Source organism: Mycetocola manganoxydans (genome assembly GCF_003667545.1).
In the GTDB taxonomy this organism is placed as follows: domain Bacteria; phylum Actinomycetota; class Actinomycetes; order Actinomycetales; family Microbacteriaceae; genus Mycetocola_A; species Mycetocola_A manganoxydans.
On the sequence record NZ_RCUV01000013.1, the window covers coordinates 13,623 to 30,353 of the forward strand.

The 16,731-nt window shown below is 64.6% G+C and carries 20 protein-coding genes; 7 read left to right on the forward strand and 13 right to left on the reverse strand.

All coding sequences use genetic code 11. The features are described from left to right. Nucleotides 1-178 precede the first annotated feature (178 nt). Nucleotides 179-358 (forward strand): hypothetical protein, encoded by a 180-nt coding sequence (locus D9V29_RS11640; RefSeq protein ID WP_121673503.1) that lies wholly within the window; start codon nt 179-181, stop codon nt 356-358. Here D9V29_RS11640 and D9V29_RS14970 read toward each other — a convergent pair. The 5 genes from D9V29_RS14970 to D9V29_RS11660 all read right to left on the reverse strand — a co-directional run bounded on the left by D9V29_RS14970 (nt 355) and on the right by D9V29_RS11660 (nt 2,573). After that, complete coding sequence (locus D9V29_RS14970; protein ID WP_183084997.1) at nt 355-495, reverse strand: hypothetical protein; 141 nt, start codon at nt 493-495, stop codon at nt 355-357. The two genes, D9V29_RS11640 and D9V29_RS14970, sit on opposite strands and share 4 nt — an antisense overlap. A gap of 42 nt (nt 496-537) precedes the next feature. Next, nucleotides 538-843 (reverse strand): hypothetical protein, encoded by a 306-nt coding sequence (locus tag D9V29_RS11645; RefSeq protein WP_121673504.1) that lies wholly within the window; start codon nt 841-843, stop codon nt 538-540. A gap of 102 nt (nt 844-945) precedes the next feature. Then, a complete protein-coding gene (locus tag D9V29_RS11650) occupies nt 946-1,536 on the reverse strand; it encodes a single-stranded DNA-binding protein (protein WP_121673505.1) in 591 nt (196 codons plus the stop codon). Between the two features lie 28 nt (nt 1,537-1,564). Next, nucleotides 1,565-1,816: a glutaredoxin-like protein NrdH gene (gene nrdH / locus D9V29_RS11655; RefSeq protein WP_121673506.1), complete on the reverse strand. Its 252-nt coding sequence runs from the start codon at nt 1,814-1,816 to the stop codon at nt 1,565-1,567. A gap of 343 nt (nt 1,817-2,159) precedes the next feature. Then, entirely contained in the window at nt 2,160-2,573 is a 414-nt protein-coding gene (locus D9V29_RS11660; RefSeq protein WP_121673507.1) for a nitroreductase family deazaflavin-dependent oxidoreductase, read from the reverse strand. Nucleotides 2,574-2,668: 95 nt separating this feature from the next. Between D9V29_RS11660 and D9V29_RS11665 the strand changes: the two genes are divergently transcribed. Continuing rightward, nucleotides 2,669-4,216, forward strand: a complete 1,548-nt coding sequence (locus tag D9V29_RS11665) for an FAD-dependent monooxygenase (protein ID WP_220699951.1) — start codon at nt 2,669-2,671, stop codon at nt 4,214-4,216. After that, nucleotides 4,213-4,722, forward strand: coding sequence for a GNAT family N-acetyltransferase (locus D9V29_RS11670; protein WP_121673509.1), 510 nt, complete (start codon nt 4,213-4,215; stop codon nt 4,720-4,722). The genes D9V29_RS11665 and D9V29_RS11670 overlap by 4 nt, the downstream gene beginning before the upstream one ends. 6 nt (nt 4,723-4,728) lie before the next feature. Here D9V29_RS11670 and D9V29_RS11675 read toward each other — a convergent pair whose 3' ends face one another. Both D9V29_RS11675 and mca read right to left on the reverse strand, forming a co-directional pair. Continuing rightward, nucleotides 4,729-5,043: a hypothetical protein gene (locus tag D9V29_RS11675; protein ID WP_183084998.1), complete on the reverse strand. Its 315-nt coding sequence runs from the start codon at nt 5,041-5,043 to the stop codon at nt 4,729-4,731. Then, on the reverse strand, nt 5,040-5,906 hold the full coding sequence (gene mca / locus D9V29_RS11680) for a mycothiol conjugate amidase Mca (RefSeq protein WP_229790555.1): 867 nt from the start codon (nt 5,904-5,906) through the stop codon (nt 5,040-5,042). Before mca ends, D9V29_RS11675 begins: the two co-directional genes overlap by 4 nt. Nucleotides 5,907-5,992: 86 nt before the next feature. Between mca and D9V29_RS11685 the strand changes: the two genes are divergently transcribed. Further along, on the forward strand, nt 5,993-6,412 hold the full coding sequence (locus D9V29_RS11685) for a DUF4307 domain-containing protein (RefSeq protein ID WP_121673510.1): 420 nt from the start codon (nt 5,993-5,995) through the stop codon (nt 6,410-6,412). 84 nt (nt 6,413-6,496) lie between these two features. After that, the gene (gene greA, locus D9V29_RS11690) at nt 6,497-6,988 is read left to right on the forward strand and encodes a transcription elongation factor GreA (protein WP_121673511.1); all 492 of its coding nucleotides are present in this window, start codon (nt 6,497-6,499) and stop codon (nt 6,986-6,988) included. A gap of 58 nt (nt 6,989-7,046) precedes the next feature. Here the strand turns inward: greA and ilvA are convergent, their stop codons facing one another. Both ilvA and D9V29_RS11700 read right to left on the reverse strand, forming a co-directional pair. Further along, on the reverse strand, nt 7,047-8,288 hold the full coding sequence (gene ilvA / locus D9V29_RS11695; protein WP_121673512.1) for a threonine ammonia-lyase: 1,242 nt from the start codon (nt 8,286-8,288) through the stop codon (nt 7,047-7,049). Continuing rightward, nucleotides 8,281-9,549: an AI-2E family transporter gene (locus tag D9V29_RS11700; protein ID WP_229790554.1), complete on the reverse strand. Its 1,269-nt coding sequence runs from the start codon at nt 9,547-9,549 to the stop codon at nt 8,281-8,283. The genes ilvA and D9V29_RS11700 overlap by 8 nt, the downstream gene beginning before the upstream one ends. A 51-nt stretch (nt 9,550-9,600) precedes the next feature. Here D9V29_RS11700 and D9V29_RS11705 point away from each other — a divergent pair, with 51 nt between their 5' ends. Together D9V29_RS11705 and D9V29_RS11710 are read left to right on the forward strand one after the other, a co-directional pair. After that, nucleotides 9,601-10,839, forward strand: coding sequence for a winged helix-turn-helix domain-containing protein (locus D9V29_RS11705; protein WP_121673513.1), 1,239 nt, complete (start codon nt 9,601-9,603; stop codon nt 10,837-10,839). 92 nt (nt 10,840-10,931) lie between these two features. Then, the gene (locus tag D9V29_RS11710; protein ID WP_121673514.1) at nt 10,932-12,380 is read left to right on the forward strand and encodes a zinc ribbon domain-containing protein; all 1,449 of its coding nucleotides are present in this window, start codon (nt 10,932-10,934) and stop codon (nt 12,378-12,380) included. 84 nt (nt 12,381-12,464) lie between these two features. On the opposite strand, the gene D9V29_RS11715 is transcribed toward D9V29_RS11710, so the two are convergent. The 4 genes from D9V29_RS11715 to D9V29_RS11730 form a co-directional block, all read right to left on the reverse strand. Beyond that, nucleotides 12,465-13,346, reverse strand: coding sequence for a M48 family metalloprotease (locus tag D9V29_RS11715; RefSeq protein WP_121673515.1), 882 nt, complete (start codon nt 13,344-13,346; stop codon nt 12,465-12,467). A 70-nt stretch (nt 13,347-13,416) separates the two neighbouring features. Beyond that, nucleotides 13,417-13,983, reverse strand: a complete 567-nt coding sequence (locus tag D9V29_RS11720; protein WP_121673516.1) for a LemA family protein — start codon at nt 13,981-13,983, stop codon at nt 13,417-13,419. 112 nt (nt 13,984-14,095) lie between these two features. Next, on the reverse strand, nt 14,096-15,409 hold the full coding sequence (locus D9V29_RS11725; protein ID WP_121673517.1) for a D-arabinono-1,4-lactone oxidase: 1,314 nt from the start codon (nt 15,407-15,409) through the stop codon (nt 14,096-14,098). After that, nucleotides 15,406-16,656, reverse strand: a complete 1,251-nt coding sequence (locus D9V29_RS11730) for an alanine racemase (protein WP_121673518.1) — start codon at nt 16,654-16,656, stop codon at nt 15,406-15,408. Before D9V29_RS11730 ends, D9V29_RS11725 begins: the two co-directional genes overlap by 4 nt. Nucleotides 16,657-16,731 lie beyond the last annotated feature (75 nt).

A 16,731-nucleotide genomic window follows, 5' to 3' on the forward strand; every position in this document is an offset into this window, starting at 1 on the left:
TTTTCGAGGTGAGGCCGAGGCTACGCCGGACCTCCGACACCTGGCTGCGCAGCTGCCGACCAAGTTGCCGCATAGAAGAACTGCCGAGTCACCCGGAACCCTGATCAATCGCTCTCCAGCGGCGTATCAGAAAAGAGAAGGAACTCAGCAGTCCTCTGTAGCCGAACGAAAGAACCCAATGGATCTCACCCCGCACGACCTCTACGAACTGATCAACCTGCTTTACGAGCTGTGGACGCTGTACCGCCGCGCTTCAGCGCGGGCCAGGATCATCATCCTGCTCAAGCGTTTCATCGAGCGGCTCCGCAAGGAACGAAACGGGGGTGACGATCAGAAACCCCGTGAGCCTCGGCGCTAGCCGTATGCGCGGTAGGCGATGATCTCCCAGCCTTCGGGAACCATCGCCTCCGCAGCTGCGCGGACCGAAGCATAATCGTTCCCCTCAGCCTCAAGGTGCCTAGTTTCTTCTTGACGGATAGTGACGATGACCTTCATTGCTCGCTCCAGATGTATAGCGACTATAGAGAATCCGGTAAATCAGAGCTTGTCGACGGCCGAGGCCCATACCCAGGCTCGCTGAGTCACTCCCCCGCTGTCCTCCCACTCGATCTGCACGGCCCGGGTAGTCCAGGCGATCGCCCGCCCCTCGACCCTCGCCGGTGTCTCCGGGTAGCGCGCCCAGGCACGCACCGGTATCGGCTTTTGAGCTGCGATCACCGGGTCGTGTTCAGCGTCGATCTCCGCGGCCGAGAGACTCACCGGCTTCGGCTTGATGAGCACCTCAGTTACGCGGCGCTTCATGAGCTTGTCGTATTGAACCGCGTAACGCTTGTTGGTGCCCATCTATCAACTAGAACATATGTTCGAATTGCTGTTTAGGACGAAGTGAAGCCCCCGGCCGGGAGAGGACGGCCGGGGGCTGGCTTGGGGGTTAGGCGGTTGGCGTTAGCCGCGTCCCTCGTCGGCGCGGTCGAGGTCGACGATCGCGCGGGTCCAGTAAGTGATGGCTTCGTAGTCGTTGAGGGCCTGGGCGCTGGCGAGCTGCGCACGGGCGTTTGCCAATTCGGCAGTGATATCCCCGCCGAACCCGACGAATCCGCTCGAGGCGTCATTTTCGCTCGCGCCCTGGCCGATGGGTGCGACGTTCCACTTTGGGGCACCCCCGGCGCTCTCAGCGCTTCTCGCGCCCTTTCCGGTGCGCCGCACCTGGGCGGTTGCACGGCTGAGGTCGACACCGACGTTGTCTGCTTCGATGATCCGCCCGTACTGCTTGGAGCCGTCGCTCCCCCAGCTGGTGGTGCGTTCGCGGCCGACGACGATTACCGGGTCTCCCTTGTGGAGTGTTGCTGCGACGTTCTCTCCCAACTCGAACTTCGCTTCCACAAAGTGGGTGGTGGCATCCGGGTGGGCCTGCCACTTGCCTTGGCGGTAGTCGCCGGTGTTCTCGATGATTCGGAGCTTCGTGATCTGGATATTGCCGGCCTGCACTACTTCTGGGTCGGCGGCCAGATTCCCGGTGACGGTTCGTGTGGACATTGCTTCTTCCCTGTCTGCGGTGCTCGGTCTAGGTGGTTTTCATCGCTGCGGCCAGCGCGGCGATCTTGTCTGGGCGCAACCCCGACCAGTGGTTGTGGTCATCTACGACGACGACGGGTGCCTGTGAGTACCCGAGATCCTCGGTGACGTACTCAAGTGCGCTTGGTGTTTCGTTCAGGTCGACGACCCGGTATTCGATTCCTGCGTTGTCGAGGAAACGATAGGTCCCGGTGCACTGGACGCAGTTGGGCTTGCTGTAAACCGTGACTGTTTCACTCATGTTCCTATCCCTCCACCAACAATTTTTTTGCCCTTCTGGCGAGAGAAATCGAAAGCGACCGAGAGTGCTGGAGTGCGCCGAATCTCGGGCGAAATAAGCCCGTAGGGCGCGTCCGAGAATCTGCGAACGCAGGCACGGTGGGAGCTACGATGACCGGCCAGAAAGGTGAAAAATGAAAAGGCTCTACTGCGCCGCACTGCGGCTCGATCAGCGGCCGGCCTCCGTGCCGGTCGGCTGCGTCCCCCTCCCCCGTCGTTCCCAACCCGCCCGGTGCTACAGAATGCCGACCGAATGAGTGAGAAGTGCCGCGGAACATGTTGCCTTTCGCTGGAGAATTACAGAGTTACAGACCGACAGACTTCCGTAATCCTTGGTAGTCCGCGTACGGCGGGTATGCCTCAACGGCACGTTCCCACCACACGGCCTTCTCGTCTCCGAACACTTCACGGGCCGTGTAGTCGTGCCGCTCGGTTTCATCCTGCAGCTCGACATGCGGATGAGCGAGGATGTTGAAGTACCAGACCGGATGCTTCGGTGCGCCTCCCAGCGACGCAACGATCGCGTATTCGCCGTCGTGCTCCACCCGCATGAGTGCGGTCTTGCGGAGTTTGCCGCTCTTGGCGCCGAGCGTGGTGAGGACGATGACGGGGCGGCCGTGAAGCGTCGTCGCTCGGGTGCCGCCTGATGCCTCGTATTCTTCGACCTGATTCCTGGCCCAGGTGCTCGTGCTCGGTTCGTATTCGCCGGTCAGTGGCATGGTTCTCTCTCCTTCCGGCGCATCCGCACCGCTCGATCAGTTTAAGTCGATCAGACTTCCTATCGCCCTTCGGCGGAGCGTGCCAGCATGGGGGTGTGAATGCGCCACCCGCGCGGTCGACCGACGTGCTCGTTGCAGGGGCCGGTCCGACCGGCCTCCTGCTCGCTGTCGCGCTTGCGTCGCTCGGCGTGGACGTTCTCGTGGTGGACCGCAAGCTCGGCCCGACCCGCGAGTCCCGCGCTCTCGGCATCCAGGCGCGGACCCTCGAGATTCTCGACCAGCTCGGCATCGTCGATGAGTTTCTCTCCCTCGCCACAACGGCGTCCGCCGTGAGTCCGGGGTTCGAACGCCGATCGTTCGGGACGGTGCCGATCGGCCGACTCGGCGCCGTGGTCTCGCCGTTCCCCGGCATCCATGTGCTGGAACAGTCGCGGACCGAGCGCATCCTCACCGACCGGCTGACGGCCCTTGGCGTGACCGTTCTCTGGGGTCACTCGATCACGGGCCTCGACCACAGCCGCTCGGGGATCGATGCCGTCGTCGAGGGGCCGGGGGGTCGCGAGGCAGTTCACGCCGCGTACTGTGTCGGTGCGGATGGCGCATCGTCGTTCGTACGCAAGCGGACGGGCATCCCCTTCGAGGGAATCACCAACGAGCACATCTTCTATGTGGCGGATGCACACGGCGTGAGCGGGCTCCCCGCCGACCGCATCAACGTCCGTCTCGGCACGGAGGACTTCCTCGTCACCTTCCCGATGGGCCCTGGCGGGCATGTTCGCGTGCTCGGGACGATCCGGTTGACCGGATCACAGGAAGCGGTGACCGAGCCGGAGGCCCGCGCGAGACTCGCTGCCGTTTTCGGGGTGGAATACGACTCGACGTCGTGGTTCTCGACCTACCGGATCTCGCATCGGGTGGCCGCAACGTTCCGTGAAGGCAGGGTGTTCCTCGCCGGCGATGCCGGGCACGTACACTCGCCGGTCGGAGCGCAGGGAATGAACACCGGACTTCAAGACGCCCACAACCTCGCGCTCAAGCTGGCAAACGTGCTGCGGCACGACTACCCGCCCGCAACCCTGAACCAGTACGACGCTGAGAGGCGACCGGTCGCGCTGCGCCTCACGTCGACGACGGACCGGGCATTCGGCGCAGTCACGAGCAGTGCTCGGAGGGCAGTGTTCATTCGCCGCCGCCTCCTGCCGCTCGTCCTCCCGGTCGCCGTGCGGCTGCTGCCGCGGCTGCCTGGAGCGCCGCGACTTTTCGAGTATGTCTCGCAGGTCCGGATTCACTACTGGATGAGCGAGGAAGCTCGGCGGACCGGACGGCGGGGCTCCGTGGTCGGCAGGCGCCTGCCGTGGACGGGGACGAACTTCGACGTGCTTCGAAGCCTCGAGTGGCAGGTTCACGTGTACGGTCCTGTCGCCGCGCGAGACGCCATCCGGGTTCGCAGTTTCGTGTCGCTGCCGGTGCACCAGTTCGAGAGCACGGGGAACACCCGGCTCGTCCCGGGATGGTTCTATCTCATTCGGCCGGACGGCTTCGTCGCGGCGGAGGCCGCGGGCGGGGCAGCGGCCCGGAAGTTCCGCCGCGCGCTCGACGCGGCCGGGGTACCGCGACGACCCACCGAGAGAGTTCCCGGATGAGCGGCGTGACGATTCTCTCTCCCACCGAAGATGACTGGCACCGGGTCCGGGATCTCCGGCTCGAAATGCTCCGTGACACCCCGATCGCCTTCATGGAGACCGTCGAAGCCGCTGAACAACTGACCGAAGAGACCTGGCGGATGCGAGCCAACCGCGGCTCAACACCAGAGAGTATTCAGTTGGTCGCCGTCGATTCGTCCGGTGCGTGGGTGGGCACCATGAGCGGGTTCGTCGATCGCATCGATGTCGGCGGCCCGCTACTCGTCGGGGTCTTCGTCTCGCCCGGCTCCCGCGGCAGGGAGGCAGGCGTGACGGATGCTCTCCTCGACGCGATCGAGGACTGGGCACGCGGGCAGGCGGACAGCCTCACCCTCCAGGTGCACGAGGACAACTCGCGCGCGATCGCGTACTACCGACGCCGCGGATACGAGCTGACCGGGCACGCGATTCCGTACAACCTCGACCCGACACGGAACGAACTGGAGATGCGCCGCCTGCTGCGCTGACCGCTGTCAGAGCGGACGGTCGCCCTGGCGCGGATCGGTTCCGGGATCCCCATCGGTGTCGGTGCTGGACGCTACGCCGTCACGCTCGTCCAGTTCCGCCTGCAACCGATCACGAATCTCGGCGCGATGATTGACGCGACGAATCCGGCGCTGCATGTCGAACACGATGAGGAACACGGCCACCGCGATGAGCGCGATGATGAAGAAGCCAGCAGGACCGGGGGTCACGTCGTTGGGGTCGATCTGAAGTGACGGTGTCGGTGACGGTGTCGTCGCCAGCCGCCACGCGGCATCCGTCACGGTGTTCCAGCTGGCGCTCATTCGGTGTCCTCGATTCCGGCGAACAAGTCGCTCTCGTTAGCGATGGGGGGCACGATGCTGCGCGCCCGTTCGAAGTCCTCGTACGGCCATGCGGCTCGCTGCAGGTCGTTGGACCAGAAGAAGAAACTGGAGTCGGCGGCCACCTGGCTGGCGTGCGCGCGCAGTGCTGCGTCGCGCACCTCGAAGAAGTCCCCGGCGGGTACATGAGTGGTCGAGCGATTGGGACGCTCCTTCATCCAGGAGAGCATCTCCGACATCTGTTCCACGAGCGGAGAATCCGGCTCCTGCTTGAGCAGCTGGTCGAAGTTGGCCTGCATGCGTTCCGCGTTGAAGATGTGGTCGTAGTACAACTTCGACACCTGCCAGGCCGGACCGGCGTCCGGGTAGGCGGATGCATCGGCGGCGGCTTCGAAGGCGGCAACGGAAACCTCATGGCATCGCACATGGTCGGGGTGCGGATACCCGCCGTTTTCGTCATAGGTGACCATGACCTGCGGCTTGTACTCGCGGATGATCCGGACGAGGGGTTCCGCAGAAACGGCGACGGGAATCGCGGCGAAACTATTCAGCGGGAGACTGCCGTCTTCCCGGCGCATTCCGGAATCGGTATATCCCAGCCAGCGGTGCTGGATGTCCATGATGCGGGCGGCCTCGGCCATCTCGCGGCGACGCAGGCCGGCGAGGTCCCGCTCCCCCATCGCCGTGGCTTCGAGTTCGGGATTGAGGATGTCGCCACGTTCGCCGCCTGTACAGCTGACGACCATCACCTCGACGCCGCGCGAGCGGTAGTAGGCGTTCGTCGCTGCACCTTTGCTGGACTCGTCGTCCGGGTGCGCGTGGACCGAGAGCATGCGGAGGGTCACGGTGATCTGGTCTTCCGGTGAGAGAGCGGAGGCTGGGAAGCGATTAGCCTTATCTGTACAGACTAACGTTCGCAGGATGAGGGTTGATGGTTTCGAACACGGGGCACGACACATCCGTTCTTGACGAACGATACGGGCGGTCGTCGGACGCCAGGAAGAAGCAGCGCCGCGTGGCCTGGATCGTCGGGGGCATCTTCGCGGCGATCTTCTGCGCCTGGGTGGTGTGGGCGGCGCTCGACGCGGTCGGACCGGCCGCGCTCGACGTCCGCGATACCGCGCACGTTGTCGTCGACGACCGCACGGTCGAGGTGACCTTCGAGCTGTCCGTCGAGCCCGGAACGACGAGCTACTGTGCGGTCCAGGCTCTCAATGACACCTTCGCGATCGTGGGGTGGAAAGTCGTCGAGATTCCGGGATCGGATCAGCGAACGCGCACCTTCACCGAGACCCTCACGACGACGGAACTCGCCTCGACGGGTTTGATTTATCGCTGCTGGTTGGCATAAGCTCCTCTGATACCCGAACGCCGGGTCGCTTTGATACGCCCTGACGCACCTCGTCAGGGCGTCCGTTTATGTAAGGAGTTCGCCATGGCTGTTGACACTCAGGTCACGTTCCTGACCCAGGATGCTTATGACAGACTCGCCGGCGAACTTGAGATGTTGTCCACAGTCGGGCGCGAGGAGATCGCGAAGAAGATCGAGTCGGCTCGCGAAGAGGGCGACCTCAAGGAGAACGGCGGATACCACGCTGCGAAGGACGAGCAGGGTAAGCAGGAGGCACGCATCCGCACGCTGACCCAGCTTCTCCGGGATGCCACCGTCGGTGTCGCCCCCGAAAGCCACGGGGTCGTCGAGTCCGGCACCGTCATCACCGCGACCGTCGCCGGAGGCGAAGAGGTCTTCCTGCTCGGTAACCGGGAGATCGCCTCCAACTCCGACCTCGACGTGTACAGCGAGCAGAGCCCGCTCGGTGCAGCGATCCTCGGCCTCAAGGTTGGCGCGAGCACGAAGTACACCGCTCCGAACGGCAAGGAGATCACGGTGAAGATCACGAAGGTCGAGACCTACACCGGTCAGTAGACCTCGGCAGCGAAGAACGGCCCGGTGAGTTTCTCGCCGGGCCGTTTTTACGAGACGCTCAGTCCTCGACGATGCGGGGATCGTATCCCGCCGCACGAAGAGTCTCCACGACGAGGTCGCGGTGCTCAGGCCCTCGTGTCTCGACGCTGAGTTCGAGTTCCACTTCTCCGATCTTGAGGCCGTGGCCGTGACGGGTGTGGAGTACCTCGATGACGTTGGCGTTGGCCTGGGCGACGAGTTCTGCCGTGCGGGCCAGTTGTCCGGGACGGTCAGGCAGCGGGATACGGAGGGTGAGGTAGCGGTCGGATGCCGCGAGGCCGTGGCTGATCACGCGCTGCATCAGGAGTGGATCGATGTTGCCGCCGGAGAGGATGACCACCGTCGGGCCGCTCGGCTCGATTTCGCCAGCGAGGATCGCCGCGACGCCGACGGCGCCGGCCGGTTCGACAACGAGCTTCGCCCGTTCGAGCAGGACCAGCAGAGCCTTGGCGATGTCGTCCTCGGACACCGTGACGACGTCGTCGACGACGTCCCGGATGATTTCGAAGTTCAGGGTGCCGGGTTTGCCGACGGCTATTCCATCAGCGATGGTTGCCTGCACGGGAACCTCGGTCGCGATACCTGAGGCGAGCGAAGCCGGGTAGGCAGCGGCGTTCGCGGCCTGGACGCCGATCACCCGGATGGTGCGCCCAGCCGCGGCTGCACGCAGTTTCATGGCCGAAGCGACCCCGGCGATGAGGCCGCCACCGCCGATGGGAACGATGACCGTCTCAACGTCGGGAACGGCATCCCAGATCTCGAGTCCGAGGGTGCCCTGACCGACGATGACGTCTTCGTGATCGAACGGCGGAATGAAGATCGCACCCGTTTCTTCGGCGTACGCTGCGGCGGCAAGGAGCGGTTCGGCGACGGTGTGGCCGCGGAGCACCACCTGCGCGCCGTATGCCTTGGTCGCCTGCAGCTTGGGCAGGGGAACTCCGATGGGCATGAAGATCGTCGACGCGATCCCGAGTTCCCGTGCAGCGAAGGCCACTCCCTGTGCGTGGTTTCCTGCTGATGCGGCGACAACACCGCGCGCCCGTTCGGCGTCGGTGAGCTGAGCCATGCGGTTATACGCGCCGCGAATCTTGTATGACCCCGTCCGTTGCAGGTTCTCGCACTTGAGATAGACATCGGCGCCGAGGAGTTCTGCCAGGTAACGTGAGCTCTCGGTCGGGGTCTCCTGGGCGACTCGCGACACGACGGTCCGCGCCGTCTCGAACTGTTCCAGGGTGGGGCCCGAGGGCGCGGCATCAGTCATTCGGTGTTCCCTTAGGGTTGGGGCTCGGCACCGCGGGCGCTGCTCCCGCGGCCTTCCGGGTGTATCGGGCACTCGGAACTGTTCGCCAGATCACGTCTCCGATCGCGAGCGGCGATGGTGGTGTGACAGCGCGCCAGGCGCCGGACGAGATGTAGCGGAACATCACATTGATGACAGCGGCCACCGGTACAGCGAACAATGCTCCGGGGATGCCGGCGACGAGCGTTCCGGCGGCGACGACGAGAACGACGGCGAGAGGGTGCACCTTGACGGCGGCACCCATGAGCAGGGGCTGCAGCACATGACCCTCGAGTTGCTGGACGAGGAGGACGACGCCGAGCATCAGGAGGGCGACAACCCATCCGTTGTAGACGAGCGCGATGAACACCGCAACGATCCCGGTGACCACGGCACCGACGATCGGCACGAACGCGCCGAGGAACACGAAGACACCGATGGGAATGGCGAGCGGGACTCCGAGGAGGAACGCACCCAGTCCGATGCCGACGGCATCGATCGACGCGACGAGGATCTGCGTGCGCGCATAGTTCGTCAGAGTGAACCAGCCCGCCTGTCCCGCTCCGTCGATCGCGGGCTGGGCCTTCTTCGGCATGAGGCGCACGAGCCAGGCCCAGATCCCGCGTCCATCGATGAGGACGAAGAGGAGGCAGAACAGCGCGAGGAACAATCCCGTTGCGACGTGTCCCAGCGTTGACCCGAGAGAGAGTGCCCCGCTGAGCAGTGCCTGCCCGTCATTCTGGACCGCGGAGACGGCATCCGCTATGAAGTCGTTGATCTGGGTTTCGGTGAGGTGAAGGGGTGACTCCAGCAGGGCAGTCTTCAGCTCTTCGAAGGAGGAGACGGTGCGGGCGCGAACCTCGGTGAAATCGCTTGTGATCTGCCAGATCGCGAGCCACAGCAGTCCACCGACGATCGCGACGGTTCCGAGGATGCCCGTGGCGATCGCCAGCCCCCGTGGCCAGCGGTGCTTGGTGAGGAAAGAGATGAACGGGGTGAGGAGCGCTGACACCAGCACCCCGATGAACAGCGGGATGACGATGAGCCGCAGTTGGACGATGAGGAAAATGACCGCTGTGAGCGCTGCACCGATGACGAGGAGACGCCACGACCACGCCCCGGCAATACGGAGCGCTCTCGGGACATCGTCGGAAATCTGTTCCGAACTCACATGGTCCGGCGCGCTGGACTCCGCTGAGCGGAACACCCGGCCGAACCACGTTTTCTCAGTCGATTTCGCCACCGGAACAGTCTATGCCGCGAGTGTCGGCCCCTCGCGCTAACGTCTGTCGGTATGACCAATAGTGTTCCCCCGGCGCTCGCGAGGCGAATCGCGCTCGCGGCGCAAGGCTTCGGCACGCCGCGGTACGACAAGCCGGGGACTCGCCAGTTGAACGCGCTCATCGACCGGCTGGGTGTTTTGCAGATCGACTCGGTCAACGTCTTCGAGCGCAGCCACTACCTCCCCGTCTTCGCACGGCTCGGTGCGTACGACAAGGCGGCCCTCGACCAGCTCACCTTCGCGCAGTCCGGTCGGTACGTCGAATACTGGGGTCACGAGGCGACGATCATGCCCCGCGAGAGCTGGCCGTTGTTCCGTTGGCGAATGGAGGCCTACCGGCAGAAAAGCCTGGGCGATGCCCAGAGCTGGGCGAACTCGAACGAACCGTTCCTGCAGTGGTTGCGTGAGGAGCTGGCAGCAAACGGCCCGATGCCGGCGAGCGCCATCGAGCACGACCAGAACAAGAGAGTGGGCCCGTGGTGGGGCTGGTCGGACGTCAAGATCGGGTTGGAGACGCTGTTCCGCTGGGGCGAGATCGTCTCCGCCGGCCGGTCAGGTTTCGAACGGCGCTACGCCCTGCCGGAGCAGGTGCTGCCGAGCGACGTGATCGACCGGCAGATCGCCCGCCCGGACGCTGTGCGCGAGCTGGTCCGCCGGGCTGCCGTCGCATCGGGAATCGGCACGCTCGACGACCTGGCCGATTACTACCGGCTGTCGACCGCGGACACCGTGATCGCCGTGCGTGAGCTGGAGGACGCCGGGGAGCTTCTGCCCGTGACGGTGGACGGGTGGAAGCGCGGCTCACGGTCGAGGGAGGCGTGGATGCACCGCAACGCCCGCCGCCCGCGCCGGATCGAGGCATCCGCCCTGCTCTCCCCGTTCGACCCGGTCGTCTGGGCACGAGATCGCGCTCTTCGGCTGTTCGACTTCCACTACCGGATCGAGATCTACACCCCCAAACACAAGCGGATACACGGGTACTACGTGCTTCCGGTTCTCCTCGATGACCACCTTTCGGCGCGACTCGACCTCAAGAATGACCGGGCAGCCGACACCCTGCGGGTTCAGGCCGCGTGGCTGGAGCCGGGAGCACCCCCGGACGCTGCGGAACGGGTCGCGGGCCTCGTCCGAGAGGCTGCGGCCTGGCAGCAGAACGAGAACATTTCGATATCCGGCCGTGGGACCCTCGCGCGTGAGCTCGCCGGCGCTCTGGGAGTGATACCGGACGCCGATGGGGAGAACTACCCATAGATCCGCGCGTTTCCGGGCTTCCAGCACCCACGGACGGGGGGCGTTCGATGCTAAGTTTGCTTCGATCACGCTCGATGAAGGGGACTTTTTACATGGCCACGGACGATAAGACACCAGACCCGAACAACCCGGAGGGAACCGTGCCTGACGCCGGTTCCGCCGAAACGGCGCAGCCGGGCTCGCCGGACCAGCAGGCGTACACCCAGGGTGCTGCATACGCACAGGGCGCGTATGTTCAGGACCCGAATGCGGCACAGCACCAGAACCCGTACGGACAGGCTCCCGCGCAGAACCCGTACAGCCAGGGCCAGCCGCAGGCGGGCGACAACCAGGGCGCCCAGGCGGCCGGCGCATACACGCAAGGTGCATACACACAGGGTGCATACACTCCCGGCGCCCAGCAGTTCGGCCACAATCAGGCGTCACAGCCCGGCGCGTACACGCAGGGCGCGCAGCAGCAGCCGGGCGCTTACAACCAGGGTGGGCAGCCGGCTGGCTACCCTCAGGGCGCAACGCCCGCCGGTTACCCGCCTGCGGCCCCGCGGACCCCGATGGACCCGAAGAAGAAGAAGAAAATCATTCTGATCTCGGCGATCGCCGCCGGTCTGGTTCTCCTTCTCATCATCGGCTCGATCGTCATCAACGTGGTCGGCAGCACCCAGTACGGCCCCGAGGCCAAGGTCAAGGCCTACCTCAGCGCCATCAGCAAGGGAAACGCCTCCGAGGCCAACAAGCTCGTCGAGCCAGGTGTAGGCAAGGATGGCGGCGCCCTCCTGACCAACGACGTTCTCAAGGAGTCGAAGGCTCTCATGAAGAACGCGAAGGTCACCGACGTTCAGACCCGAGGCGACGCCGCACGCGTCGAGATTTCGTACAGCATCGACGGAACGGTGTACGACGGCGCGATCGACCTGTCGAAGGACGGCAAGCAGGCCGTCTTCTTCGACAACTGGAAGATCGACAAGCCGCTGCTCGCCGCGGTCTATGTCTACTCCAACCAGGGCACCACGGTGTCGATCAACGGCACGGATGTCGACTTCGGCAAGGAATACGAAATGGCTGCCTACCCGGCTGCCTACGAGGTCGGTGCACCGAAGAGCGACTTCTTCGAAGCCGAGGCGCAGACGTTCATCGCGGCGACGGGTTCCAAGGCGAGCTACGAATCCGTCGAACTGGAAATGACGCCGACTGATGCCCTCACCGAGAGCATCCAGAAGCAGGTCAACGCGTTCCTCGACACCTGCGCCAAGGAAACCACCCCGAACCCCGAGGACTGCAACCTTCGCAGCAACTACTACATCAACTTCAGCGGCGAGCCGAAGTTCGCGTACAAGGTCGTCAAGTACCCCGTGATCACCCTGAACGACACCGGCACCCGGTTCGACGCGGAAGACGGACAGGTCTCGGCGACGGCGACCGGTGAACTCTCCTACCCGGGGGGCCAGGGAACTGGCACCTACACCTGGGACGACTGGGGAATCTCCGGAAACATCGTCATCGACGGTGACAAGGCCACGGTCGAAGACCTCAGCGGTTACTAGACCTTGACGTCCCTGCCCCATCGGCAGGACCTGAGAAGCGGAGTGGGCCTCACGGCCTGCTCCGCTTCTGCGTTTCACGCCGGGTCAGAACCCGCCACCGATCTTGCGGAGCCGGGCAACGCGCTCCTCGATCGGCGGGTGCGTCGCGAAGAGGCGGGCGACGGCACCCGGCTTGAGCGGATCGGCGATCCACAGGTGGGCCATCGACGAGTTCTGCCTCCGCATCGGCCGGCCGTAAGCCTGCAGTTTCAGGAGGGCGCTGGCCAGAGCATCCGGATGCCGTGTGGTCATGGCACCCGTGGCATCCGCGAGGTATTCACGCTGGCGCGAGACGGCAAGCTGAACCATGCTGGCGAGCAGAGGGGCGACCACCATTGCGACGAGACCGAAGACGAGGATGATGGGGTTCCCGCCGTTGTTGTTGCGGTTTCCGCCACCAAACCAGGCCAGGCGGAGGAACATGTCCGCGAGGAAGCCGACCGCGACGACGAGCCCGAAGACGATCATCGACACCCGGATGTCGTAGTTGCGTACGTGACCCATCTCGTGGGCCATTACTCCCTCGAGTTCAGAGTCGGTGAGGATCTCGAGCAGTCCCGTCGTCGCGGCAACGGAGGCGTGCTGTGGGTCACGCCCTGTGGCGAACGCGTTGGGCGCCGGGTCGTCGATGAGGTAGACCTTCGGCATCGGCATGCCCGTCGTGATGGCGAGGTTCTCGACCACGCGATACAGACGTGGGTTGTCGCGTTTCTCGATCTCACGTCCGCCGCTGACGGCCAGGGTCTGGCTCGAGGCGAAGTAGTACTGGAAGATCGCGTACACGGTCGCGCCGACAATGGTGAAGATGACGATCGTCGGGCTGTTGTAGATGTACCCGGCCAGGGCTCCGAGCCCTCCGATGATGAGCAGGAAGAACGCGATGATGAGCACCGTGTTGACTTTGTTCCTGCGGATGGCCCTGTACATTCAGCGTCCTTTCGGGAGAGACAGCAAAGGCTCGGGCGCAGCCAGCGCGCCCGAGCCTCTCACGGATGTTTTAGAACTGCACGCGGGGTGGTTCAGCGATCGCCGCGTTGTCGGTGACCTCGAAGAAGTCGCGCTCGCTGAAACCGAGGTTCTTCGCGATGAGGTTGTTGGGGAACACCTTGATCTTGGTGTTGAGTTCACGGACGCCACCGTTGTAGAAGCGGCGTGATGCCTGGATCTTGTCTTCGGTGTCGACGAGTTCGCCCTGCAGCTGGAGGTAGTTCTGGCTCGCCTGCAGCTGCGGGTACGCCTCGGCGACGGCGAAGATCGACTTGAGCGCCTGCTGCATGTGGTTTTCGGCAGCTGATGCTTCAGCCGGGCCCTGTGCCCCGAGGGTTTCAGCACGCGCACGGGTCACATTCTCGAACACTGCCCGTTCGTGGGCCGCATAGCCCTTGACCGATTCGATGAGGTTCGGGATCAGGTCAGCCCGTCGTTTGAGCTGCACGGTGATGTCGCTCCACGCCTCATCCACACGCACGTTGAGCGAGACCAGGGAGTTGTACGTCACCCAGAAGTAGATACCGACGATGACCGCCAGTGCGACGATGATGAGTACCGGAATGAGCCATTCCATTGCGAGAGCTCCCTATGTTTGCGTGCTGTGCGTGCGGTTGAACAGATTCAGTCTACAAGTGAGCAGAGTCGACCTCCCGTGGGCCGCCGCTCTCTCAGGGCAAATCCTCGGCTCAGGCTCCGAGAACGCGATTCAGGTACGGATTCGTGAGCAGCCGGCGCGGGTCGAGCCGCTCGCGGGCCGCGAGGAAGTCGTCGAAGCGAGGGTACAGTCCCCCGAGCGACGCGGCATCCAGCGTGTGCATCTTGCCCCAGTGCGGCCGGCCTCCGAGGCCGAGGAGGATCTCCTCCACCGCCTGGAAGTAGCGAGCAGGGTTCTCGTGCACGTAGCGATGAACGGCGATGTATCCCGTTGCTCGCTCATACGCCGTCGAGAGCCACAGGTCATCTGCCGCGGTGAACCGGACCTCGATCGGGAAACTGATCCGCCAGCGCTTCTTCGCGATCAAAGCCTCGATCTCGCGCACGGCCGTTGCGACGTTCTCGGCTGGAAGGGCGTACTCCATCTCGCGGAAGCGAACCGTGCGTTTCGTCGTGAAGACCCGGTGGGAGATGTCCGTGAAGCTGCGGTTGCCGGTCAGCTTCTCGGCCATCCGATTCACCGGAGGGATCAGCGGAGGCAGGAGGGTTCCGGCGAAACAGGTCGCCCGGTAAAGGCCGTTGGCGAGAAGAGTGTCGTCGACCCAGCGTTTGAGGACGGGTAACGGTTTACGCCGCGAAGTCAGCGGCAGCCGGGTATTGGTCTTGGTGAGGGCCGTCGACGTGTGCGGGAACCAGAAGAACTCGAAATGATCGACGGATGCCGCGCGCTCCGCCACCGTGTCGAGAACGTCCTCGAGGGGCGCGGCCCGCTCCTCCGCCTGGATCAGGAACCGGGGAACACACGCGAGGGTGACCTCCGCGATGATCCCGAGCGCCCCGAGACCCAGCGCAACAGCAGGAAGTAGCTCGGAATTGTCGTCTTCGTCGATGCGCATCATTTCGCCGTCGCCGGTGATCAGCGTGACACCGCGCACCTGAGTGGCCAGTCCCCCGAAGGTTGACCCAGTGCCGTGAGTGCCGGTTGAGATGGCACCAGCGATGCTCTGCCGGTCGATGTCGCCGAGGTTCGTCATGGCGAGCCCGTATGGTGCGAGCAGCCGGGGGATCTCGTGAAGGCGGGTGCCGGCGTAGAACGACGCCCGTCCGTCCGCTGTGGGGCGGCCGATCATCCCGGAGAGATCATCGAGCGCGAGTTGCACACCGGTCGTGACGGCGATTCCGGTGAACGAATGCCCTGCACCGACCGCCTTGATCGGGATGCCGGACCCCGCGGCCGCGCGGACAGCGCGCTGAACCGCCGCCGTCGATCGTGGACGTTCAACCCTGAGCGGGGTTGCGTGCTCGGTTCGTGCCCAGTTGCGCCAGACCGCGCCGGTCGCTGTCACAGAAATGCCTTTCCTTCACCGCGGTAGGTGGTCAGCCGGTCGACGACACGGTCACCGTCCACCACCACGAACTCGTTGATACGTTCACTCAGTTCACCGGACTTCGCGTGTCGAAGCCAGACCCGGTCTCCCGGTCTGAGCGTTTCAGCTCCGCTTCCGTGCACCGGTGTCTGTACTTCACCCGCCATCTCGCGTCTCACGAAATGGAGGTTCGCCGGCCAAGCGAGTTGCGGCATCCGGTCGTCGCCTGGAGGTCCGGATGCGACCCATCCCCCGCCGAGAATGACGGCCATCGTCGGTGTCGGTTTCCGAACGACGGACAGGGCGAATGATGCCGCAGGAGCGGGGTGGAACGAACGGTACAGGTCGAACAGGTGCCCACCGAGGATCCCGCTGCCTGCGGCGACCTCGGTGATCGAGTCATCCTGGGAGGTCGTCTCGAGCGAACCCGTCCCGCCGCCATTGACGAATTCCAGTTCGGCGACGTTCCGCACGCTGGCAACCGCGAGGCCCCGGCGTTCAGTCAGTTCGGGCACCGACCGGCGTTTGATCCAGCTCTTGGACTTCGACCAGGTTCCCGTCGGGCTGTCGCGGTCGCCGAGTCCGGCGATCTGCGCCTCATAGGCCATCATCCCGACAAGCCGGAAACCCGGCCGCCTCTCGATCGTTCGCGCGAACGCAGCAGCATCTTCCGGCGTGCGAAGTGGCGAGCGCCACACGCCGACGTGCCCGACCGGCACTCTCGAACTCCAGGAAACATCGAGTTCGAGACACGGGCGCAGCACCTCCCGCTGCTGAGGCGCGATACAGGCGTCGATGAAGTCGAGGTGCTCCAACGAGTCGACCATGAGGGTGACCCGCGCTGCGGCGACCGGATCCGACGCGAGCCGGCGGAGAGCGGCGGCATCGGCCGTCGGGTAGCCGACGACGACGTCGTCCACCGTCTCAGCGAGCCAGAGCGCCTCGGGAAGCGTGAAGGCGAGGACGCCCGCATATCCTTCGGTGGCGAGCAACGATTCGGTCAGCCCGCGGATACGGATCGATTTGCTCGCGACTCGGATCGGCTTTCCAGCCGCACGACGGACGAGGTCGTGGGTGTTGAAACGCAGGGCTCCGAGTTCGAGGACACCGAGCGGGCTCTCGAGGCCCTCGGTGGCCGTTGCGAGCGATCCCCAGTAACGTGCCGGGTCGAGCCACGGAGCAGGAGTCTGGTCGGCAGTACCGACAGCAGAGAGCGTGACCGCCATCGGAACTCCTCTCGTCGCTCTCCACGTTAGCGGTTCCCGCTGGCCCGAAACCGGCTCGGACGGCTGTGAAAGACC